21 protein-coding genes are annotated in these 21,393 nt (G+C 71.4%); 9 read left to right on the forward strand and 12 right to left on the reverse strand.

Going from position 1 to position 21,393, the window contains the following annotated elements:
* Positions 1–40 precede the first annotated feature (40 nt).
* Together HF577_RS39615 and HF577_RS07055 are read right to left on the reverse strand one after the other, a co-directional pair.
* Positions 41–709 (reverse strand): response regulator, encoded by a 669-nt coding sequence (locus HF577_RS39615; RefSeq protein WP_312858985.1) that lies wholly within the window; start codon positions 707–709, stop codon positions 41–43.
* Entirely contained in the window at positions 706–2,334 is a 1,629-nt protein-coding gene (locus tag HF577_RS07055; protein WP_312858986.1) for a sensor histidine kinase, read from the reverse strand. The genes HF577_RS39615 and HF577_RS07055 overlap by 4 nt, the downstream gene beginning before the upstream one ends.
* Before the next feature lie 164 nt (positions 2,335–2,498).
* Here HF577_RS07055 and HF577_RS07060 point away from each other — a divergent pair, with 164 nt between their 5' ends.
* The 3 genes from HF577_RS07060 to HF577_RS07070 are packed head-to-tail and all read left to right on the forward strand — an operon-like array spanning position 2,499 to position 5,265.
* Complete coding sequence (locus HF577_RS07060) at positions 2,499–3,299, forward strand: ABC transporter ATP-binding protein (protein WP_169394930.1); 801 nt, start codon at positions 2,499–2,501, stop codon at positions 3,297–3,299.
* On the forward strand, positions 3,289–4,182 hold the full coding sequence (locus HF577_RS07065) for an ABC transporter permease (protein WP_407692189.1): 894 nt from the start codon (positions 3,289–3,291) through the stop codon (positions 4,180–4,182). The genes HF577_RS07060 and HF577_RS07065 overlap by 11 nt, the downstream gene beginning before the upstream one ends.
* 30 nt (positions 4,183–4,212) lie before the next feature.
* A complete protein-coding gene (locus HF577_RS07070; protein ID WP_169394931.1) occupies positions 4,213–5,265 on the forward strand; it encodes an ABC transporter substrate-binding protein in 1,053 nt (350 codons plus the stop codon).
* Between the two features lie 25 nt (positions 5,266–5,290).
* On the opposite strand, the gene HF577_RS07075 is transcribed toward HF577_RS07070, so the two are convergent.
* Together HF577_RS07075 and HF577_RS07080 are read right to left on the reverse strand one after the other, a co-directional pair.
* Entirely contained in the window at positions 5,291–6,148 is an 858-nt protein-coding gene (locus HF577_RS07075; protein ID WP_169394932.1) for a CBS domain-containing protein, read from the reverse strand.
* A 51-nt stretch (positions 6,149–6,199) separates the two neighbouring features.
* Positions 6,200–7,402: an erythromycin esterase family protein gene (locus HF577_RS07080; RefSeq protein WP_169394933.1), complete on the reverse strand. Its 1,203-nt coding sequence runs from the start codon at positions 7,400–7,402 to the stop codon at positions 6,200–6,202.
* An 89-nt stretch (positions 7,403–7,491) separates the two neighbouring features.
* Here HF577_RS07080 and HF577_RS07085 point away from each other — a divergent pair, with 89 nt between their 5' ends.
* Complete coding sequence (locus HF577_RS07085) at positions 7,492–8,190, forward strand: TioE family transcriptional regulator (protein ID WP_407692190.1); 699 nt, start codon at positions 7,492–7,494, stop codon at positions 8,188–8,190.
* Positions 8,191–8,256: 66 nt separating this feature from the next.
* Complete coding sequence (locus HF577_RS07090; protein WP_169394934.1) at positions 8,257–9,066, forward strand: maleylpyruvate isomerase family mycothiol-dependent enzyme; 810 nt, start codon at positions 8,257–8,259, stop codon at positions 9,064–9,066.
* 56 nt (positions 9,067–9,122) lie between these two features.
* Here HF577_RS07090 and HF577_RS07095 read toward each other — a convergent pair whose 3' ends face one another.
* Together HF577_RS07095 and HF577_RS07100 are read right to left on the reverse strand one after the other, a co-directional pair.
* Positions 9,123–10,400 (reverse strand): HNH endonuclease signature motif containing protein, encoded by a 1,278-nt coding sequence (locus tag HF577_RS07095; RefSeq protein ID WP_169394935.1) that lies wholly within the window; start codon positions 10,398–10,400, stop codon positions 9,123–9,125.
* A gap of 348 nt (positions 10,401–10,748) precedes the next feature.
* On the reverse strand, positions 10,749–11,411 hold the full coding sequence (locus HF577_RS07100; protein ID WP_169394936.1) for a TetR/AcrR family transcriptional regulator: 663 nt from the start codon (positions 11,409–11,411) through the stop codon (positions 10,749–10,751).
* A 103-nt stretch (positions 11,412–11,514) separates the two neighbouring features.
* Between HF577_RS07100 and HF577_RS07105 the strand changes: the two genes are divergently transcribed.
* Positions 11,515–12,723 (forward strand): cytochrome P450, encoded by a 1,209-nt coding sequence (locus HF577_RS07105; protein ID WP_169394937.1) that lies wholly within the window; start codon positions 11,515–11,517, stop codon positions 12,721–12,723.
* Between the two features lie 187 nt (positions 12,724–12,910).
* Positions 12,911–13,588, forward strand: a complete 678-nt coding sequence (locus HF577_RS07110) for a YdcF family protein (protein ID WP_169394938.1) — start codon at positions 12,911–12,913, stop codon at positions 13,586–13,588.
* A 40-nt stretch (positions 13,589–13,628) separates the two neighbouring features.
* Here the strand turns inward: HF577_RS07110 and HF577_RS39620 are convergent, their stop codons facing one another.
* The 5 genes from HF577_RS39620 to HF577_RS07135 all read right to left on the reverse strand — a co-directional run bounded on the left by HF577_RS39620 (position 13,629) and on the right by HF577_RS07135 (position 17,886).
* Positions 13,629–14,255, reverse strand: coding sequence for a response regulator transcription factor (locus tag HF577_RS39620; protein WP_169394939.1), 627 nt, complete (start codon positions 14,253–14,255; stop codon positions 13,629–13,631).
* Positions 14,256–14,369: 114 nt separating this feature from the next.
* A complete protein-coding gene (locus HF577_RS07120) occupies positions 14,370–14,963 on the reverse strand; it encodes an HNH endonuclease (RefSeq protein WP_312858987.1) in 594 nt (197 codons plus the stop codon).
* A gap of 90 nt (positions 14,964–15,053) precedes the next feature.
* Complete coding sequence (locus HF577_RS07125) at positions 15,054–16,169, reverse strand: cystathionine gamma-lyase (protein ID WP_169394940.1); 1,116 nt, start codon at positions 16,167–16,169, stop codon at positions 15,054–15,056.
* The gene (locus HF577_RS07130) at positions 16,166–17,182 is read right to left on the reverse strand and encodes an NAD(P)H-dependent glycerol-3-phosphate dehydrogenase (protein ID WP_169394941.1); all 1,017 of its coding nucleotides are present in this window, start codon (positions 17,180–17,182) and stop codon (positions 16,166–16,168) included. The genes HF577_RS07125 and HF577_RS07130 overlap by 4 nt, the downstream gene beginning before the upstream one ends.
* Positions 17,179–17,886, reverse strand: a complete 708-nt coding sequence (locus HF577_RS07135; protein WP_169394942.1) for a lysophospholipid acyltransferase family protein — start codon at positions 17,884–17,886, stop codon at positions 17,179–17,181. The genes HF577_RS07130 and HF577_RS07135 overlap by 4 nt, the downstream gene beginning before the upstream one ends.
* A 97-nt stretch (positions 17,887–17,983) precedes the next feature.
* On the opposite strand from HF577_RS07135, the gene cofC reads away from it, so the two are divergent.
* Positions 17,984–18,652: a 2-phospho-L-lactate guanylyltransferase gene (cofC, locus tag HF577_RS07140; RefSeq protein ID WP_169394943.1), complete on the forward strand. Its 669-nt coding sequence runs from the start codon at positions 17,984–17,986 to the stop codon at positions 18,650–18,652.
* A 12-nt stretch (positions 18,653–18,664) separates the two neighbouring features.
* On the opposite strand, the gene HF577_RS39625 is transcribed toward cofC, so the two are convergent.
* Positions 18,665–19,708: a PucR family transcriptional regulator gene (locus HF577_RS39625; RefSeq protein WP_169394944.1), complete on the reverse strand. Its 1,044-nt coding sequence runs from the start codon at positions 19,706–19,708 to the stop codon at positions 18,665–18,667.
* A gap of 267 nt (positions 19,709–19,975) precedes the next feature.
* Between HF577_RS39625 and HF577_RS07150 the strand changes: the two genes are divergently transcribed.
* Positions 19,976–21,364 carry a pyridoxal phosphate-dependent decarboxylase family protein gene (locus HF577_RS07150; protein WP_169394945.1) on the forward strand — a complete coding sequence of 463 codons (1,389 nt, stop codon included), beginning with the start codon at positions 19,976–19,978 and terminating at the stop codon, positions 21,362–21,364.
* Positions 21,365–21,393: the final 29 nt, after the last annotated feature.

Genomic DNA, 21,393 nt, shown 5'->3' on the forward strand with positions numbered 1-21,393 from the left:
GGACCGTACTCCCCCGGCCGTACTGCGCGGGCCGCTCCAACTACACGGTGGTCCGCCAGCTGTACCGGTGCTCGGGCCGCCCGGTGGTTCCGTACCTCATGGCCACGTCGGCGCGGCCCTCCTCGGCCAGCGTGGCGAGGTAGCGCTGGGCGGTGGCCCGGGAGATGCCGAGGTCCGTGGCGACCTCGGCCGCGGTGGCCGGCTGGTCGGCGGTGCGGAGCCGATCGGCGACGAGGCGGGCGGTGACGGGCGACTGCCCCTTGGGGGTGGGCGGCCGGTCGCCCTGGCGGAGGGCGGCGAGGGCGCGGTCGACCCCCGGCTGGCCGAGGTCGCCGGCCCCGGGCGACAGGACCTGCCGGTACTTCGCGTAGGCCCCCAGCCGCGCCGCGAGCAGGCCGGCGGTGAACGGCTTGACGATGAAGTTCACGGCTCCGGCGGTGAACGCTCCCCGGACCGTCGCCGGGGAGGCGTCGGCGCTGACGATCATGACGTCGCACGAGAGCTCCGCGGCGACGGACAGTCCCGGCCGGTCCGGCAGATGGTTGTCGAGCAGGACCAGGTCCGGCGCCGATCCGGCCACCAGCTCGAGCGCCTGGGCTGCCGTGTGCGCCGTGCCCAGCACGGCGAACCCCGGGACCGTCGTGACGAAGCGGGCATGCAGGTCCGCCACCCGGAAGTCGTCGTCGACCACGACCACCCCGAGCGTCACGGCGCCACCGCCTCTCGCGCCTCGAGGACGTGCGGTAGCTGCGCGACGAACACCGTCATCGCACCGTCCCCGCCGGGATGGGTGATCTCGACGCCACCGCCGAGGCTCGCCGCCGTGCTGCGGACGATCGCCAGCCCCAGGCCGCGGCCGGCACCACGGCTCGTGACGCCGTCGGTGAAGATCCCGGCGCGGCGCTCCGGAGGGATCCCGTCGCCGGTGTTGGCGACGGAGATCACGAGGTCGTCGTCGTGGGAGAGCAGGTCGATCACCACCCTGGCCGGTCGCTCACCGGCCTCGTGCGCCGCTTCCAGCGCGTTGTTCACCAGGTTGCCGAGCACGGTGACGACCTCCACGGGCGCTGTCAGCTTCCGCGGGACCCAGCTGTCCTCGGCCAGCACCAGCTCCACGCCGAGCTCGGCGGCCTCGGACATCTTCCCGGCGAGGAAGGCGCGGATCGTCGCGGGGGCGATGGCGTCGCTGTCGTCGGCGATGAGGACGTCCGGTGCTCCCAGCAGCGCGTCCACGTACTCGACGGCGTCGGCCGGCGCGGCCGTGTGCAGCAGCCCGTGCACGGTGTGGAGGCGGTTGGCGAACTCGTGCCGCTGCGCGCGCAGGGCCTGGGTCATCAGCCGGACGGCGGTCAGCTCGCCGGTGAGGTTCTCCACCTCGGTGCGGTCGAACACCGTGATCACCGAGCCGAGCGGCCGCTCGCCGTGCTGCACCGCGCGGTGGGTGACCACCAGGACGCGGTCGCCGACGGTGGCCACCGAGGTCTTGCCCGTGCGGTCGTCGAGGACCCGGCGCAGCGGCCCGGGCAGCTCCAGGTCGAGGAGTCGCCGCCCGCGCTCCAGCCGCGGGTCGACCAGCCGCAGCGCCTCGGAGTTGGCCATCGTCACCACTCCGTCGGGATCGAGGGCGATGACGCCGTCGGACACCCCGAACAGGACGGCCTCCCGCTCGCGTACGAGCTCGGCCAGGTCGGACGGCTCCAGTCCGAAGGTGCGGCGTTTCAGCAGCCGGGTCAGCAGCAAGGTGGCGCCCACCCCCGTCAGCAGGGCCGCCCCCAGGAACAGCGCCGTCCGCGACAGCAGGCTGCGCAGGGCGGTGGCGATGTCGCTGGCGTCGAAACCGACGCTGATCTCCCCGACGATCACGTGGTCGGCGGTGCGCAGCGGCACCTTGCCCCGCGCCGAGAGGCCGAGGGTGCCCTGCTCGATGTTGGTCACCTCGCGCCCCTGCAACACCTCGGCGGGGCTGGTGCTCACGGTCTTGCCGATCTGGTCCGGTGCCGGGTGCGCGAGCCGGATGCCGTTGTCGTCGGTGATCACCACGAACAGCGCACCCGTGGCCGCCTGCGCGGCCAGGGCCCGTTCCTGGACGGCCTGCTGGTCGCGGCGGGCGACGGCGTCGGCCAGCCCGGGCGAGGCGGCGAGGGTGTGGGCCACGTCGAGGGCGCGCTGCTCGAAGCGCTGCTCCAGGCTCTGGTCGAGCTGCCAGGCCTCGAGGCCGAACCCGAGGCCGACCACGGCGAGCAGCACTCCCACCTGGAGCAGCAGCATCTGCCGGGTGAAGGGCAGCACGCGACGGCGGCGGGACGTCCGGGACGGTTGCTGCGCTGCGACCACCGGACGAGCCTACGACCCCTGGTGAGCGAAACGCGCAAAACCTCGGCTATGCGCAGAGCGCGGGTAACCGTCACAAGCGTGACGTGCCCCACGGCGCTTCCTATGTTCCTGGGCACGCACCGGCGCCGACGAGCAGGGCCGGACATCTCGAAGGCGAGACGCGCATGGAACATCTCATAGAACTGGCGAACGCCACCAAGAGGTTCCCGAACGGGAAGGGCGGCATCCACACCGCCATCCGCGACGTGACCCTCACCGTCGAACCGGGTCAGTTCGTGGCGGTCGTCGGACCCACCGGCTGCGGCAAGTCCACCACCCTGTCCCTGATCTCCGGCCTGCAGCCGCCGTCGGTGGGCACGGTGAAGGTCAACGGCAAGGACGTCGACGGCGTGCCCGACGGCGTCGGCTACATGTTCCAGGCCGACGCGATGCTGCCCTGGCGCAGCGTGCTGGCCAACGTGGCCGCCGGCCCGATCTGGCGGGGCGTCGAGAAGTCGCAGGCCCGCGACCGCGCCCGCGACTGGATCGCCCGCGTCGGGCTGGAGGGCTTCGAGGGCTACTACATGCACCAGCTGTCCGGTGGCATGCGCAAGCGCGTGGCGCTGGCGCAGACGCTGGTCAACGAGCCGTCGATCCTGCTGATGGACGAGCCCTTCTCCGCGCTCGACGTCCAGACCCGGGCGCTGATGCAGCAGGAGCTGCTGCGCCTGTGGGCCGGCACGAACGCGGCGGTGGTCTTCGTGACCCACGACCTCGAAGAGGCGATCGTGCTCGCCGACCGGGTCGTCGTCATGACCGCGTCGCCCGCCCGCATCAAGGCCGTCTACGACGTCGGTCTGTCCCGGCCGCGTGACGTCGAGGAGCTCCGGATCACCACCGAGTTCATCGACGTCTACCGCAGCATCTGGTCCTCGCTCTCGGCCGAGGTCGACATCGCCAGGAAGGTGCCCTCCCGTGTCGCTTGACACCTCCGCCGTCCTCCACAGTGGACCCGACGGGCCCCGCTCCGACCAGGACCCCGGCGACGACCTGAGCGCCGTGCACCGGGCGCGGCGCCGGCACGCCGGCGTGGTCTGGTCCCTGCGGCTCGTCGTCCTCGTGGCCGTGTTCGGGGCGTGGGAGGTGCTGGCGACCTACGTCATCGACCCCTTCTACTACTCCAAGCCCAGCCTGATCGTCGTCCGACTGTTCGAGTGGTTCACCGTCGGAACCTCGAAGGGGTCGATCTGGTCGAACATCAGCGTCACATTGCAGGAGGCGGTCTACGGCTTCGTGCTGGGCGCGATCCTCGGGGTGATCCTCGGCATCCTGCTCGGCCGCGCCCGCCTGCTCGCCGAGGTGCTCCAGCCGTTCATCCAGGCCCTCAACGCCGTGCCGCGCATCGTGCTCGCCGCGCTGTTCATCATCTGGTTCGGGCTCGGCATGGAGTCGAAGGTCGCCACGGCGCTGGTGCTCGTCTTCTTCCCGGTCTTCTTCAACGCCTTCCAGGGGGCGCGCGAGGTCGACCGCAACTTCGTGGACAACGCCCGCATCCTGGGGGCGAGCCGCGTGCAGATCCTGTGGTCGATCGTGGTGCCGAGCGCCACGTCGTGGATCCTCGCGTCGCTGCACACCGCGTTCGGCTTCGCCCTCATCGGCGCCATCGTCGGCGAGTACGCCGGCGCGTCCAAGGGCATCGGTCTGCTCATCTCCACCGCCCAGGGCACCTTCGACTCCGCAGGCATCTACGCCGGAATGATCCTGTCGACCGTGCTGGCCCTGCTCGCCGAGGTGATCCTCGGCGGCGCCGAGAAGCGGCTCCTGCGCTGGCGCCCGCCGTCCCAGGCGACCACCACCGCCGGCATCTGACTCCCCCACCGCCTCCGAAGGAGCACAAGCATGTCCCGCACCATCCGTAGCACTGCCGCTGCGGCCGCCGTCGCCGCCGTCGCGGTGTCCGTACTGGCCGGCTGCCAGACCCTGCCGAGCGCGTCGTCCGGCGGGGAGGACCCCACCAACGTCTCCATCATGGTCGGCGGCCTGGACAAGGTGATCTACCTGCCCGCCGAGCTCACCGACCGGCTCGGGTACTTCAAGGAGCAGGGACTCACCGTCGACCTCCAGTCGCAGCCGTCCGGCGCCAACGCCGAGACGGCACTGGTCGCCGGTCAGGTCGACGGGGTCGTCGGCTTCTACGACCACACCATCGACCTGCAGACGAAGGGCAAGTGCATCCGCTCCGTCGTCCAGTTCGCCAACGTGCCCGGCGAGGTCGAGATCGTGGGCAACAACGCGGGGATCGGTAGTACGGCCGACCTCACGGGCAAGAAGCTGGGCATCACGAGCCCCGGATCGTCGACCGACTTCCTCACCCAGTACCTCGCGGGCAAGGCCGGCGCCACCACCGACGCCTACACGACCGTCACGGCGGGAGCGGGCGCGACCTTCATCGCCGCCCTGGAGAACGGCGGCATCGACGCCGGCATGACGACGGACCCGACGGCCCAGCAGATCAAGGAGAAGGGCACCGGGAAGATCCTGCTCGACATGCGGACCGAGGACGGCACCCGCGCGGCGCTGGGCGGCCTCTACCCCGCGAGCTCGATGTACATGGACTGCAGCTACGTCGACGCCCACCCGGGCACGGTGCAGAAGCTGGCCAACGCCTTCGTCAAGACCCTCGGCTACATCAACTCCCACTCCGGCGCGGAGATCGCCGCGCAGATGCCGGCCGACTACGCCGCAGGCAGCGGCGGCGTGCCCAGCTACGCGGCCGCCATCGACGCCAGCAAGGGCATGTTCAACTCCACGGGCGTGATGGACGCCGAGGGTGCGAAGAACGTGCTGCAGGTGCTCAGCCAGTTCAACCCGAACGTCAAGGGCAAGGCCGACAGCGTCGATCTCACCAAGACCTACACCACCGACTTCACCACGAAGGTGGCGCGCAGCTGACCTGAGCCCGTCGGGGTCCGGCCGGTCACAGCAGGTCGCTGCGGCTGAGCACCCCCACCAGCCGGTCGCCGTCGACGACAGGCACCGTGCGCATCCCCCGGTCGGCGACCAGAGCCCGCGCCTCGCCGACGGTCGCGCCGGCGTCGACGGTGATCGGCGCCCTCGTCATGACGGCGTTGACCGTGGTGTGCGCGGACCGGCCGGCCAGCGGGTCGGCCAGGATGTCCGCCTCGCTGATGATGCCGACCAGCCGGTTCTCACCGTCGACGACGGGCAGCGCGGAGTGCCGGTGGTGCAGCATCACCTCAGCGGCCACCGCGACGCGTTCCGCCGAGCCCACGGTGATCACCTCGCGCGTCATCACCTCCTGCACCGGCGTGGCAGCGACCGGAGGCGGCCCGGTACGACGCCTCTGTTCCAGGGCGAACAGGGCGTCCTCCGGCTTGTCCCGGCCACCGAAGAGTCGGCGCTGGCCGGTGCGGAGGCTGCCCAGGTCGAGGTGTCGCAGCAGGTCGCCACGGGTGACCACACCGACCAGCCTGCCGCCCTGCACGACCGGCATCACCCGCAGCTCGCCGTGGCTGCGCAGGCGCTGCGCCACCACCGACACGTTGGCCGTGGGCGACATCGACAGCACGTCCGGGCTCATGATCTCCTCGACGCGCACCCGCCCGTCGGCCTCCGCCCCCTCGGCGTCGTGCTCCTCGCGGAAACGCAGGACGTCGAGCAGGCTCACCATGCCGACCAGCCGGAACGACGGGCTGACCACTGGCAGGGCGCTGAAACCGAACCGCGTCATGCGTTCGACGACCGCCGACAACGGCTCGTCGGAACGCACCGTGACGACGCGGGATGTCATGAGGTCTCGAACGAGCGGCGCCATTGATCAACGGTAGCGGCTCCGAACCCGCCGTAGCGCGCAAAAATCAGCGGCCTACCTCCGCCGGGAGTCCTTGACGAACACGATCCCGTCGACGCCTGCGACGTGGGCCGGATCGAGCGGGGCGTACCCGAACCAGGGGGACACCCGGGCCGCGGGCGTCACGTCGGCGAGGACGAAGGCCAGCCGGTGGGCGTCGACGAGGTAGCGCTCCTCCGGCAGCGCGTACAGCAGCCCTTCGATGGTGTCCGGCGGCGGCGCGTCCACTCCCTGGTGGCGAATCGTGCCGAGGGCGGTGGCGAGGAAGGCGTACTCCTCGCCCAGGTGGGCGTTGACGATCGCGCCTGCGCTCCACCATTCCATCGGCAGGCCGCCCAGCCGCATCGAGCTCTTGTCCCGCTGCAGATGCGCGTTGTGGGCGAACACCAGCGCCGGCCCCCGTTCGGCGAGGGCGAGCAGGTTGGCGGCCATCATCGAGGCCCGCAGACCCAGCAGCCGCGCCATACGGCCCGGCGACGTGTCGGCCATCCAGAAGTGGTAGCTCAGCAGCCCGGTGGCGGTGCGGCCGTACAGGCGGGCCCGGTGCCAGTCCTCCCGGGAGGACGTCGCGATCAGGTGTGGCGTCTGCGCGTCGAGCAGGGCAACCAGGTCGTCGGCGAGCAACCGCAGCTGTTCGGCGTCGGTCGTCCGCCCCCCGGACCGGGACGGGTCCATCATCGCGGCGGGCTCGATCCACCGGTCGTCGGCGCCGAGCAGGCGGTCGAGCGCGTCCGCGGTGCAGGGCAGCAGGTCGGCGTCCAGCCTGGCGGCGAGACAGGCGTGGAGTGCGATGAGGGCCTGCCGTGGGCTCGCGGCGCCGGTGATCTCCAGCGGGCCGTCGAAACCGGCGAAGCGCACCTGCTCCGACGCGGGCCGGCCGTCGTTGTACGCGCGCATCCAGCGCACCAGCTCACGGTTGGCCGCCGACGCGCCGAACCCGTGACTGAAGCCGCGCGCCATGACATCGTCGAGGTTGCCGGTGCCCGAGGTGACGTAGTCGTCCACGACCAGGCCCATCATGCAGTCGCTCTCGATGGCGATCGTCCGGTAGCACTCCTGCTCGACGAGCTGCCGGAAGAGATCGTTGCGCACGTCGAGCAGATCGTCCTCGCCGTGGGTGGGCTCCCCCAGGGCGAGCAGCCGCGGCCTGCCCGGGAGCAGCCCCATCGCGGCAGCAGGGTCGACGGCATGGGCGGCGTCTGAGATGACAGCAGTCATACCGGTGAACGGTATCGTTGAACCGCCCGTTGAAACTTGTCGCCGATTCCGGCAGAGCAATTGCGCAGAACCTTCAAAGGAGTGGACAGGTGAGGCCGGTTGACCTGGCACGATCACACGGTCTGTCCACCCAGGCGGTCCGGAACTACGAGGCGGCCGGCATCCTTCCGGCCGCCGAACGCACCCCGCACGGCTACCGCACCTACACGTCGCTGCACGCGCAGGCGCTGCACGCCTTCCTCGCCCTCGTGCCCGGACACGGCCACCAGACGGCCACGTCGATCATGCAGGCGGTCAACCGGGACGCCACCGAGGACGCGCTCCGGCTCATCGACGAGAGCCACGCCCAGCTTCTCGACGACCGCCGCACCCTGGAAGCCGTCGAAGCCGCTGTCGGTGACCTCGAACCCCTGCCGCCGGAACGCGGCGAGATGTTCGTCGGCCCGCTGTCGAGAAGGCTCGGCGTCCGCCCGGCGACCCTGCGCAAGTGGGAACGTGCCGGCGTGGTCCAGCCGCGCCGCGACCGGCAGACGGGCTACCGGGTCTACAGCGCGGCCGACGTGCGCGACGCCCTACTGGCCCACCAGCTCAGGCGGGGTGGCTACCTGCTGGAACAGATCGCCCCGCTGATCACCCAGGTCCGTTCCGCCGGCGGCGTCGCACCGCTCGAGTCCATGCTGGGCGACTGGCGGGCCCGCCTCTCGGCCAGGAGCCGCGCGATGCTCAGCGGCGCTGCCGCGCTGGACGCCTACCTCGCTGCTGGCCCGTGCCGTGCCCGCGCCCGATGATTCTCACCGCAGAAGCGGGTCTGACCTACTGACCACGCTTCGGCACGAGATGAGAGGTTGCGGGCCATGATTGAGCTGACGCTCGAACGGTACGGCCAGGCGTTGATGGACCAGACCGCGCAGTTCGCTGAGACCGTGCGCCACGCGGCGGCAGATGCACCAGTACCGACGTGCCCGGAGTGGACCTTGAGCCAGCTCGTGGAGCATGTCGGTCAGACGCAGCACTGGGTTGCCTCGATCGTGGAGAAGCGGGTGTCCGACCCGTCGCAGATCCCCACGTCGTTCGCGGCACTGCCCGCCGACCAGGACGCATGGCCGTCATGGCTGGCCGATGGCGCATCGCTGCTGGCCGCGGCCTGCGTCGATGCCGGCCCGGACGCGCCGGTGTGGAACCCGGCGGGTGACGCTCGGTCGGGGACACGGTTCTGGCTGCCTCGCGTCCTCGCGGAGACGATCATCCACCGCGCCGATGCAGCCGCCACCGCGGACGTGGCCTACCAGCTCGACGCCGAGCTCGCCGCCGGCGCAGTCAGCGACCACCTGGCGATGATGACCTCGCCGGGATGGGCGGCTCAGCGGCCGGACTCCGCCGAGGCGCTTCGCGGCAGCGGGCAGACGTTGTACCTGCACGCCGACGACGAGCCGAGCCTTGGTGAGGCCGGCCGGTGGTTCATCGAACGTGGCGCCGAGGGAGCGACGTGGCACCAGCGCCCCGGCGTAGCGGACGTCACGGTCCGCGGGCCGGCGACCTCGTTGCTGCTCATGCTGACCAGGCGTCGGTCGATCTCCGCGGCGCTGGACGACAGCCTGCACGCTTCAGGCGACCTCGACCTGTTGACCCACTGGGTCGACCACACCGCCCACCAGGCCGGGTAGGCCGCGGGCACCTCGTGCGGCAGTCATCCGGCCTAGGCACGGGTGCGAGTGCGCTCTTACGCGGCGAGGTGCAGGAGTGGTTGTCGGCGGGGTCTTCGCTGCGGGTCGATCCAGGCCGGGGGGATCAACTCGGGGAGCCCGTCGCGGATCCGTACTTCCCACTCGGAGTGATGCTGCAGACGGTGGCAGGCCCGGCACAACATCACGCAGTTGTGCAAGGCCGTGTCGCCACCGTCCTGCCAAGCCTTGATGTGGTGGACCTCGCACCACGACGGCGGTCGCCCGCACCCGGCGCACCCGCGGTCGCGGGCGGCGATGGCGCGGCGCAGACCATCGGGGATCGTGCGGGTGACCCGCCCGACGTCGAGCGGCTGACCCTTCCCGTTCAACACCACAGGCACGACCGCGGCATCACAGGCCAACATCCGCAACGACTCCGGCGAGAGAGTGCCCCCGAAGTCCAGGCAGGCGGCGCGGGCCCGGTTCTCCAGGTCTTCGAGCCGGATCAGCACGCTCAGGTGTGGACGGCGCCCGCCGCACTCGGGCACATCGCCGTGGTCGAGCACGTAGCCACACACGTCGGCGAGCGCGTCGGCCTGGCGTTGCGCGGTACTGCGGTGCTCGTCGCCGGTGACGGGTCGGGCGTGGGCGTCGATCACGGTGGCAATGGCATCGAACATCGCCGCGTCATCGAACTGGCCTTTGAGCGTGCCGCCGGGCTTGCCGCGGTGGCGGAGCACGTGCAGTTCGTTGACCAGGGCGGGTGGACGGTCGTCGGGCTCGGCGCCGTCCTCGTCAAGGGCCTCGACCAGTGCGGTGCCCCAGGTCTGCAGCTCCGAGGGGGTGTAGACACTCGCCTTCTCCGCAAGCTGCGCTTCGGCACCCGCCCACACCTCGGGCGTGAGCCGCTCCGCGGCCGGGCTCGCCAACACCCGGGCGATCACCGCGACGTGCCGCAAACCCGTCTGCCCGGCGACGAACACCTCGGCCGTAGCCGCCAACCGGGCGGGCAGCGCGGTGCCGTCGAGGCTCACCCGCGGGCACACCTGCTCGGCGGCGACCACCCGCTGCCGGGCCTCGAACCGCTCCCACCCGAGCAAATCCCCCAACGCCGCCGGAGTCGACTTATAGCCGCGCTCGGCGAACGTGCCCCGCCGCTCCAGAGCCGCCACGGTGGCAACGACGACCCGGTCCAGCCGCCTGCTGGTGCCCTCGCACAAGGTGAGAACAGACAGCAGGTCGTCGTCGGTGGCGCCGGTCTCAGCGGCCGCGGACAGCGCGTCGATCACCTCGACCAGGAGGCGGTGGGTGGTGGTGAGCGGGCTGTCCGACACCCCTCCATCATACTCGAACACATGTTCGAATCGATGTTCGTCGTCGCAGGTCAACGGCCGTTCAGCGCTCGCGACCGACCCTCGCATCGAACGGCGGCCGTGCTGGCGGCGCGAGGCTCGGTGCGGCGCCCGGTGCCCCCACACCGCCGGGTCGGATGCACTGTTGCCGTTCGGCAGCAGCCTCCCAGTGATCACAACCTCGGCCCATGACGGCAGACCCGCGCTTGAGACTGGGCGGGTCGGCCGAGGGCGCACCTCGGCAGCGCCCGATAAGCGCAGCATCGAACAGCGCCCGCCACAGCGACGAGCCGAAGGGCCACGACCGGCGCCGGAGGAGAACGGCGCCGGCTACTCCGCCCTCTTGAGGTAGCGGTCCAGCTCGTCGAGAGTCATCCGCTGCCGGCGGAGCGGCTCGGAGGCGTCCAGCGCCACTGCGTGGAGACCGCCGAGGAACAGCTCCAGTTGCTGGTCGATCAACAGCCCGTTCAGCTCGGCGCCGATGACGGGCAGCGGGCGGGACAGCTTGATGACGCCGAGCATGATGTCGATGGGGGTGACCCCCTGGCGGAGCTGCCCCTCCTGCTGGGCGGTGCTGACGAGCTGCTCCATCCGCTCGAAGAGCTGGTTGCGCCTCACCTTCAGCACTCCCCCCTCGCCGCGCATGTCCTCCTCCAGGCCGGAGGCCAGCACCGGCATGAAGCCGCCGACCCGAAGATCCACCATGCGGCGTATGAGCTGCGCCAGCGCGCCCCAGGCGTCCGGATGCTCGGCGGTGGCGCGGTCCAGCTCCTCACCGACCAGCGCCATGTTCTCCATTGCGACGTGCTGGACGAGCGTGTGACGGTCGGGAAACCGGCGGTAGAGGGTGGCGATGTTGACGCCGGCGCGGCGCGCGATCTCCTCCAGCGACGCGTGGATGCCCTGCTCGAGGAAGACCTCGCGGGCCGCGATGATGATCTGCTCGCGGTTGCGGCGAGCGTCCGCCCGCAGCCGGGTCGCGCTCTCGGCCAACCGGCACCCATCTCCTCAAAATCTGCAGGGAACCCCTTCGTTTGTGCTAGCTTACTCGACGCAGCAACCGCAGGGTTTACCTTCACTTATGAGGGAGAGGTTGATGTCCCAGACCACGACCCCTGACAGCCGGAGCTTTCCGCTCCGACGGCAATGCCCGTTCGCCCCGCCGCCGGAGTACGACCGGCTGCGCGCCGATGAACCCGTCTCGAAGGTGCAACTGCGCACCGGCAGCACCGCCTGGCTGGTGACCCGGTACGAGGACGTCCGGACCGTGCTGAACAGCCCGGCGTTCAGCGCCGACGGCACCCGCCCCGGCTTCCCGGCGCCTCTCCCGGGGTTCGAGCAGATTCTGCAGCGCCCGCCGTTCATCCGGATGGACCCGCCGCAGCACAGCTTCTACCGGCGCATGCTCATCCAGGACTTCACCGTCAAACGCATCAAGACGATGCGGCCCGGCATCCAGGCCACCGTGGACCGGCTGCTCGACGACCTGCTCGCCCGAACCCCGCCGGTGGACCTGGTCGAGGCGTTCGCGCTCCCCGTGCCGTCGCTGGTGATCTGCCAGCTGCTCGGTGTGCCCTACGACGACCACGAGTTCTTCCAGAGCAGGAGCCAGGTCGTCCTGTCAGGGGCGCGCACCGCCGAGCAGTCCGCGGCCGCGTTGGGTGGGCTACGCGCCTACATGGACGGGCTGATCACCCGCAAGCATCAGGAGCCCGGGGACGACCTGCTGAGCAAGCTGACCACCGAGCAGCTGGAGCCCACCGGCGAGCTGCGCCGGGATGAGCTGCTGATGATGTGCCTGATGCTGCTCAACGCGGGGCACGAGACCACGGCGAACATGATCTCGCTCGGCGTTGTGGCGATGCTGGAGCACCCCGACCAGCTCGCAGCGCTGCGGTCGGACCCCACGCTGCTTCCTGACACCGTCGAGGAGCTGCTGCGTTACCTCAGCATCGCCGACATCCTCACCACCCGGATCGCGGCCGAGGACACCGAGCTCAGCGGCACGGCGATCCGCGCGGGCGAGGGGGTGATCGCCCTGCTGGCCGCGGCCGACTGGGACCCCGGGGTGTTCCCCGAGCCCGAGCGGCTCGACGTCCACCGCGTCAACCGCCACCACGTGGCCTTCGGCTACGGCGTGCACCAGTGCCTCGGGCAGCACCTCGCCCGGCTGGAGCTGGAGATCGTGTTCTCCACCCTGTTTGCGCGCATCCCCACCCTGCGGGTCGCTGTGCCGGTGGACGAGCTGCCCTACAAGCACGGGGGGTTGCTCTTCGGCCTGCACGAGCTGCCCGTCACCTGGTAGGTGGAGCGTGGGGATCACCGCCGATACCAACGTCGCATCAGGGCCGTTGGCGCGGGCCCGTCCCGCTCGTGAGAATCGTCGACGGCCGGCGCCGCGCCGGAAACGATCTGCCGTGGAACGGGTGTCGCACTTCCACCGCACCGGACGCGCCTGCACTCCAGAGCAAGCTCGATGAAGGACGGTGCTCGTGCCCAGCCCCCGACCACCTGTCTCCCCGCAGGACCGACGTGATGCCGGCCTGCTCTGGCGCTACCACCAGCTCGGTCACGAACTGCGCCGCTGCGACGTCGCCATCGGTCTGGGCAGCCACGACCTCGGCGTCGCCACCTACGCAGCGGAGCTGTACCACCGCGGGCTGTTCCCGGTGATCGTCTTCAGTGGCGGCACGTCACCCACCACCCGCGACCGCTTCCCGGAGGGCGAGGCCGCTCGCTACCGCACCCACGCGATCGGGCTGGGGATGCCGGACTCCGCGATCATCGTCGAACCGACGGCCACCAACACCGGCGCGAACATCACGAGGTCCCGGTCCGTTCTCCAGGCCGCGGGGCACGATCCGAGCAGCATCCTGCTGATCTCGAAGCCGTACGCGCAGCGCCGCAGCTACGCCACCATCCGGAAGCTCTGGCCGGAGGTGGACGTCGTCTGTGCCTCGATGCCACTCGGCTACGACGAGTACGTGGCGAGCATCGGCGACGAGAACCTCGTCATCGACATGATGGCCGGGGATCTCCAGCGGATCATCGAGTACCCGGCGCGGGGATTCACTGTCCAGCAGAAGGTGCCGCCCGACGTTCTCGACGCCTGTCGGCGGCTGCACTCGGCAGGTTTCGACAGTCGACAGGTGGCACTCGACGACTCGTGACCGGCCAGCCGCCGTGGCCGCCGGGTGGCGGCGCCCCCGCCTACTCGCCGTGGCGGCGGGTCTCGCGGTAGATCGCGATCGCGTGCTGCTGCGAGTTGACCTCGAGCTTCACGAGGATCGACCGGATGTGCGTGCGCACCGTGCTCATCGCCAGTACGGCGTCGACGGCGATGTCGGCGGCCTTCTGCCCGCGCTCCAGACGTCGGAGCACCTCGAACTCGCGGTCGGTCAGCAGGTCCAGCCGCCGCCTGCGCGTGTCGACCTCGGCCCGCGCCACCCGGTGCAGCTCCAGCCAGGCCAGGCGTTCCTTGGTCATCATCACCGCGCGCCCCGCCGACACCTGCAGCACCGTGTGGACCAGCACCTCCAGTGGGCAGCTGCCGGGGACGTAGGCGGCGGCACCGGCGGCGACGGCGGCGGCCGTGCGCTCCCGGTCGGTCCGGCGGCCCACCACCAGGGTGGGCCAGCCCGACGTCACCGCCTCCGCGACCAGCCCGACGCTCTCCGGGAAGTCCAGGTTCACCACGACGACCCCGCCACCCCGGGACGGCCGGGGGAAACCCGAGCCGCTCCCGTTGACCTCGCGCCTCTCCGCGGCGAGCCCGTTGGCCTGCAGCGCGCTGACGACGGAGGTGGTGACCAGGTCGGGTGGGCCGACAACGAGCACGGGAACAACGGTCGACATCGATCCGAGCCCCCCGAACGTTCGCAATGCCAATGTCGAGAGAAGGGTCGTCGGAGCGACGGAGATCGTTATCGCCCGTTCATCACGTTTTGGTGATCAGGCGGCGACACCCAGCCACGGCTCCCATGCGGGAAGCGGCTCCACCGCGAGCACGAGGATCCCCCCGGCCGCCCGGTCGGGTGCGCGTGGCACGAAGTCGAGGCCCCAGCCGAGCTCGACGAGCAGCTTGTCGGCCTTGCGGGAGTTGCAGAGGCGGCACGCCGCGACGCAGTTGTCCCAGGTGTGGGTGCCGCCGCGGCTGCGGGGGACGACGTGGTCGATCGTGTCGGCGCGCTTGCCGCAGTAGCCGCACCGGCGGCCGTCGCGACGCAGGACGCCCGCCCGCGTCATGGGAACGGCGCGACGGTAGGGCACGCGGACGTAGCGGGACAGGCGCATCACCACCGGAGCGGGCACGCTGAGGTTCTCCGAGTGGAAGACGCCGTCGAGGGCGGCCTCCACACACTCGGCCTTGCCGGTGAGCATCAGGACGACGGCACGTTTCGCAGTGACCACTGCGAGCGGCTCGAAAGTCGCGTTGAGAAGCAGGACCCGGGACCCCGTCGGGACCACGCTCGGGTGCGGCGTGATCCCCGGCACCTCCCCTGGATCGGGGTCGGCACCGTTGGGGTCGGGTTGTCGATGCTTCACGCGACCACCTCCGAGGCAGATCAGACCATAGCGGGAGGTGTCTTTGCACGTGTGATATAGGTCCCCATCACGTTTGGATGAGTAGAAGTGTCAGCCGGTAACCGCGTCGAGGGCCTGGCGCACGTCTGCCACCAGATCTTGCTCGTCCTCGCACCCCGCGGAGAAGCGCACCAGCCCCGCCGCCACGTCATCGCCCCAGCGCCGGCGCCGGTCGGCGCTGCTGCGCAGCCCACCGAAGCTGGTGGCCGACGCCACGAGCCGCGATGCGGCCAGGAACTGCCCCACCGCGGCCTCACCGGGCAGCGTGAACCTCAGAACCCCGTTCCAGCGCCGCATCTGCCGCACCGCCACGGCGTGGGCGGGATCGTGCGGCAGCCCCGGCCACCGGACGTCGGACACCAGCGGGTGCTCCGCGACCGCAGCGGCCACCGCTGCAGCGTTGGACGCCTGCCGGGCCAGCCGGAGGTCGAGGGTGCCCAGCCCGCGGTGCGCGAGCCACACCTCCATCGGCCCGGGCACGGCGCCGCCGCGCGTGCGCGCCTCCCGCAGCCGCACCGCGAGCGCGGGGTCCCGGACGCTCACGTGGCCCAGCAGGACGTCACCGTGCCCGGCGAGCCCCTTGGTGTCGCTCGCGAGCGTGATGTCCGCGCCGAGGGCGAGCGGCTGCTGCCCGAGCGGTGTCGCCGTGGTGTTGTCGACGGCGAGCAGCGCGCCTGCGGCGTGGGCGGCCTCGGCGGCGGCCGCGATGTCGGCCACGTCGAGCCCGGGGTTGGAGGGCGTCTCCAGCAGCACGAGCGCGGCCCCGTCGAGCACCCCGGCGGGCCACTCGCCCACCGTCGGCACCTCGCGCACCTGCACGCCGAGCGGGCCCAGCTCCTCGTGGGCGAGGGAGCGCGCCAGGTAGTACCCGTCCGACGGCACGACCAGCGCGCCGTCGCGGCCCGCCAGCCGCAGCACCGCCGCGATCGCGGCCATCCCCGACGCGAACAACACGCACTCGCCGCCGTCGAGATCCCCGATGGCGGTCTCCAGCGACCGCCAGGTGGGGTTGCCCGCGCGGCCGTAGAAGTCCGTGGGCGGCGGGTCGTCGGGCAGCCCGAGGTGGAACGTCGTGGCCAGCACCGGCCCGGGATGCAGGGGCTCCCCCAGGCCGTCGTCGTGCACGCCACCGTGCACGCAGCGCGTCCCGTCTCCGAGAACGGTCATTCCGGACGTGGGGTTCTGCTGATCAGTTCCTTGCCCATCTCCGCGGCGGACAACCCTTCGTGACAGACGCGCCGGACGGCGTCGGCGATCGGGACCTCCACCCCGTGCCGGCCGGCCAGCTCGCAGATCGACAGGCACGACTTCACGCCCTCGGCCACCTGCCCGTGGTTGGCCGCCTCCGCCTGCGCGAGCGACTCGCCGCGCCCCAGGTGCTCGCCGAACGTCCGGTTCCGGGAGAGCGGCGACGAGCACGTGGCGACGAGGTCGCCGAGCCCCGCCAGGCCCGCGAACGTCAACGGGTCGGCGCCCAGTACCACGCCGAGCCGCGCGATCTCGGCGAGGCCGCGGGTGATCAACGAGGCCCTCGTGTTGTCGCCGAAGCCCATCCCGGTGGCGATCCCGCAGGCCAGCGCGATGACGTTCTTGCCGGCGCCGCCCAGCTCGCAGCCGATCACGTCGGTGTTGGTGTAGGACCGGAAGTACCCCGTGGTGCAGGCCTGCTGGAGCGCGACCGCACGGTCGTGGTCGATGCAGGCGATCACCGTGGCGGTCGGTTCCTCCGTGGCTACCTCGCGCACCAGGTTGGGCCCGGAGACGACGGCCACCTGCTCGGCGGGCACCCCGGTGACGTCGATGATCACCTCGCTCATCCGCTGCAGCGTGCCGAGCTCCACCCCCTTCGCCAGGCTGACGAGGGTGCGGTCCGGCGGCAGCATGTCGCGCCACACCGCGAGGTTCGCGCGCAGCGTCTGCGACGGCACGGCGAACACCACGCTGTCGGCGCCGTCCAGTGCGGCGGCGGGGTCGGTGGTGGCGGTGAGCAGCGCGGGCAGGACGATCCCCGGCAGGTAGTCCGGGTTGCAGTGCCGCTCGTTGACGGCGGCGGCCACCTCGTCGCGGCGCGCCCACAGCCGCACCTCGCGCCCGGCGTCGGCCATCACCTTCGCGAACGCCGTGCCCCACGAGCCCGCACCGAGGACGGCGACCCGGCGGACCTCACGGGCACCGCTCACGACCCGGCTCCGGGACGGAAGAACTGCGCCGGTGCCTTCTCGTGGCGCACCTCGGCCAGCAGCTCACTCACCCTCTTCATGATCAGATCGGTGACCTCACGGAGGATCGTGGCGTCGAGCGGTCGCCCGCGGTACGCCGAGAGGTCGACGGGTTCGCCGCACCGCACCGTGATCGGCTTGCGGGGCAGCGGCCGGAACTTCTTGTTGTAGCCGTCGAACACCTCACGCGTGCCCCAGTGCACGAAGGGCACGACGGGGACGTCGGCCGAGAGCGCCAGCCTGGCAACCCCCGTGCGGGCGAGCATCGGCCAGCCTTCCGGGTCGCGGGTGATCGTTCCTTCCGGATATATCACCACGACCTTGCCATCCTGCAGCGCCCTGGTGCCGTCACGCAGGCTGTGCTGCGCGTCGGCCGACTCGCGGTAGACCGGGATCTGGCCGCTGCCCTTCATGGCCCGCCCCAGCACCGGCGCGCTCCACAGGCTGTTCTTCGCGAGGAACCGCGGCACCCGCCGCGCGCGGTGCACCACCAGTCCGCTGAAGACCGGGTCGAGGTGGGAGATGTGGTTGGCCACCATGAGCGCACCGCCCGTTGCCGGGATGTGCTCCTTGCCCTCGAAGCGGGAACGGGCAACCAGCCAGCCGATCGGATAGAAGAACACCGCGCAGAACGCGATCCAGAAGCCACCCTTCTCACGCCTCACGCACGAACCTCCGATCCTGGCTGACGGGCGAGAGTCTTCCTGGCCGGGCGCCCGGGGTCCACCTCCGGGTCCGGTGCACCATGGAGGGGTGGGCTCGATGATGTCGACCGTTGACCTGGTGGTACCGGTCAAGCACCTGGGCGCAGCCAAATCCCGGCTGCGCGGCGCCGCCGACCAGGGAATCGGCGATGCCGGCGCCCATGCGCGGCTCGCACTCGCACTCGCACACGACACGGTCGCGGCGGTGCGGGCCGCCACCCGCGTCCGGCGGCTGCTCGTGATCAGCTCGGATCCCGTGGTGGCCGCCGAGTTCGGGGCGGTCGGGGTGGAGGTCGTCCCGGACGGCCCGATCCCGGGGCTCAACCCGGCCTACGAGCGCGGCGCGGCGCTGCTGCGTGACGGCGACCCCGTCACCGCGATCGGAGCGCTGCAGGCCGACCTCCCGGCCCTGCGTCCCGCCGAGCTCGACGACGCGATCGCCGCGGCACTCGCCCTGTTCGGTGGGGGCCGGGTCGGCCGCGCCTTCTCCTCCGACGCCGAGGGCACCGGCACCACGCTCCTGCTCGCCGCGGGGGGCACCGCGCTCGACCCGCGGTTCGGTGAGGGCTCGGCCCGGCGGCACGAGGAGTCGGGGGCCAGCCCGCTGCGCGGTGGCTGGCCCGGCCTGCGCCGCGACGTCGACACCGCCGACGACCTGCGCGACGCCGCCGACCTCGGCCTCGGCGTGCACACGAGGTGCGTGCTCATGCCCAGCGCGGGCTGCTGACCTGTCGGGAGACTAGCTCCCGGCCTCCGGCACGGAGGAGGAGAAGGCGATGCCCAGCAGGGAGCGCTGCAGGCCGTCCAGGGTGCGGGGGTCCCAGCCGGTGTGCTGCTTCCACCGGTCGAGCCGGTACTTCACGGTGTTGGGGTGCACGTGCAGCGCCCGGGCGCTCGCGGTGACCGAGAACCCGTTGTCGGCGAAGGCGCGGACGGCGTCGCACAGATGGGGCTGCTCGACAGCGGCCGTCGTGTCCGTCAACTGCCGCAGCCGGTCCATGTGCGGCAGCAGCGTGGCGGCCAGCCACTCGGAGCCGAAGCGGACGACGCCCCCGCCGTTGCGCTGAGCCACCGCGAGCGAACGCTCGGCGTCGACCACGGCCGCCGCGGCGCCGGCGAGGCCGGGCCGCACCAGGCCGACCCCGGCCATCGGCGACGTGTGGCGGCTCAGCAGATCGAGGATCCGTTCCGCCGACGTCCGCTGGAAGACGATCACCAGAACGGGACCGCGGGTGATCGCACTCGACGTGCCCGGCTCGGCCCGCAGCCGCCGGCGCAGCACGTCGAGGTCCGCCGGTGGCCACGGGCCGGCCGGGCAGCAGATCGCCTGGAACTCCGCATGCGGATCGAACGCGAGCGCGTGCGCCAGCAGCTCCGTGGACTCTGCGGTGACCCGGCCGGCGTAGAGGGCGTCGAGAAGCTCGTGGCCCAGGCCGATCCGGTTCTCCTCACGGGCACGGGTGGTCTCGGCGTGACCGTCGGCCACCGCGATCGTGATCACGCGGAGCCACGCCCACACGAGGTTCACCAGGCCCAGCAGGCGCGCCGCCTGCCCGGGGTCCTCGGTGTGGGCCCGGGACAGCAGCGTGTTCCACACGTCGCGGTACCCGAGGTGGTAGGCGGAGAGCACCTCCTCCACGGCAACGCCCTGCTGGGCGCGCCTGCGTCCCATCGCGCGCGCGTGCTCGGCATCGGCCCTGGCCGGCAGCCGCCGCGCGGCGAGCCCGGCGAGCAGTCCGCGGATGTGCTCGCGCACCATCGCCTCGTGATCGGGCCGGGGCACGACCGCATACGTGGGAAGTTCCTCCCGGATACTTGTGACGACATCCCACACGAACGCCGAAATATCCCTTTCAACCCACTGGCAGAGTGATCTGACGAATTCCCAGTCGCCGTCCGAGATGTCGTGCCCGGAAGCATCTGTGCGCACCACCAGGACCACGGTACCTGTGGTTTCCACAAGATGAATGCGCGAGAACTGGGCGATACGCGGGAAGCATCTGCGGCAGTTTCTTGCCAGGCTCGCCACTATCAGCGAAGGGGGACCATCGTGAGCGCGACGTGGAATGTCGATGAATTCGTCAAGGCCGCTGCGGTGACCGTCGACGAGCTGGCGGGCTACGTCGACGAGTCCCAGCGCGGGCTGGCACCCGTGCTCCGGCGCACCCCGCCGGCGGAGCTGGCGGAACGGCTGGGGCTCTACAGCTGGATCCGTACCGGGGGTATGACGCCGGACAGCTACCGCGATTTCCTCTACGACTACCTCAACGAGGGAACCCGGCTGCACCACCCGGCCTACCTGGCACATCAGGTGGCTCCGCCCGACTTCCCCGCGGCACTGGCCGACTTCGTCCACGGGGCCGCCAACAACGTGATGTCGATCTACGAGATGGGCGCTTCCGCCGCGACCGTCGAGTTCGCGGTGATCCGCTGGATGCTCGGCAAGGTGGGCTTCGGCGCGGGTGGCGGCGGGGTGCTCACGCACGGCGGGTCGCTGGCCAACCTCACCGCGCTGCTGGCGGCGCGAGCCCGGACGGCGCCGGAGGCGTGGACCGACGGGGTGCCGCCGGACCTCGTCCTGCTCGCGCCGCCGTCGGCGCACTACTCCCTCACCCGCGCCGCCGGCATCCTCGGCATGGGCGCGCGCAACGTCGTCCCGCTCCCGGTCGACGATCTCGGGCGGATCGACGTGGCGCGGCTTCCCGAGGTCCTCGATCCGGCACGGCGCCCGATCGCGCTGGTGGCCGACGCCTGCGCCACGGGCACGGGGCTCTACGACGACCTGCGCGGGATCGGGGAGTTCTGCGCCGCGCACCACATCTGGTTCCACGTCGACGGGACGCACGGCGCGTCCGCTCTGCTCTCGGACAACCACCAGCACCTGCTCGACGGGATCGAGCTGGCCGACTCGGTGGTGTGGGACGCGCACAAGATGCTGCGGACCTCGGGAGTGGTGGCCGCGGTGCTCACCCGGCGCGAGGCCGACCTGGACGCGGCGTTCCAGCAGGAGGCGGCGTACCTCTTCTACGGTGACCAGGGCTTCGACCAGCTCCGCAGGACCGTCGAGGGCACGAAGGCCGAGCTGGGCCTCAAGGTGTTCCTCAACCTCGCCTGGCGTGGGGAACGCGGCATGGGCGACTACGTCGCCGCGCAGTACGCCACGGCCCACCGCTTCTGGGAGCTGGCCGTGAGCCGTCCCGGGTTCGAGTGTCCCTACGAGCCGGAGAGCAACATCGTCTGCTTCCGGTACGGCACGGGGGACCAGGCCGCGCTGCGTGAGCAGCTGATGGCCGAGGGCAGCTTCCACCTCAGCTCCACCGAGATCGACGGTGCGCGCCATCTCAGGGTCACGGTCATGGCGCCGGCCACCGACGACCGGACCCTGGAGTCGCTCCTCGACCGGATCGCGGAGACCCGGCCGGCGGCGACCGGGCACTGAGCGGGCGCCGCCGGGTGGCGAGGGGTCAC

Source organism: Pseudonocardia xinjiangensis, from assembly GCF_012911925.1.
Classification (GTDB): Bacteria; Actinomycetota; Actinomycetes; order Mycobacteriales; family Pseudonocardiaceae; genus Pseudonocardia; species Pseudonocardia xinjiangensis.

What these genes read in the sequence shown, in the direction of transcription:
- HF577_RS07060 (WP_169394930.1), top strand. Translation starts at nt 2,499, where the DNA reads ATGGAACATCTCATAGAACTGGCGAACGCCACCAAGAGGTTCCCGAAC.
- HF577_RS07070 (WP_169394931.1), top strand. Translation starts at nt 4,213, where the DNA reads ATGTCCCGCACCATCCGTAGCACTGCCGCTGCGGCCGCCGTCGCCGCC.
- HF577_RS07075 (WP_169394932.1), bottom strand. Translation starts at nt 6,148, where the DNA reads ATGGCGCCGCTCGTTCGAGACCTCATGACATCCCGCGTCGTCACGGTG.
- HF577_RS07080 (WP_169394933.1), bottom strand. Translation starts at nt 7,402, where the DNA reads ATGACTGCTGTCATCTCAGACGCCGCCCATGCCGTCGACCCTGCTGCC.
- HF577_RS07090 (WP_169394934.1), top strand. Translation starts at nt 8,257, where the DNA reads ATGATTGAGCTGACGCTCGAACGGTACGGCCAGGCGTTGATGGACCAG.
- HF577_RS07105 (WP_169394937.1), top strand. Translation starts at nt 11,515, where the DNA reads ATGTCCCAGACCACGACCCCTGACAGCCGGAGCTTTCCGCTCCGACGG.
- HF577_RS07125 (WP_169394940.1), bottom strand. Translation starts at nt 16,169, where the DNA reads ATGACCGTTCTCGGAGACGGGACGCGCTGCGTGCACGGTGGCGTGCAC.
- cofC (WP_169394943.1), top strand. Translation starts at nt 17,984, where the DNA reads ATGATGTCGACCGTTGACCTGGTGGTACCGGTCAAGCACCTGGGCGCA.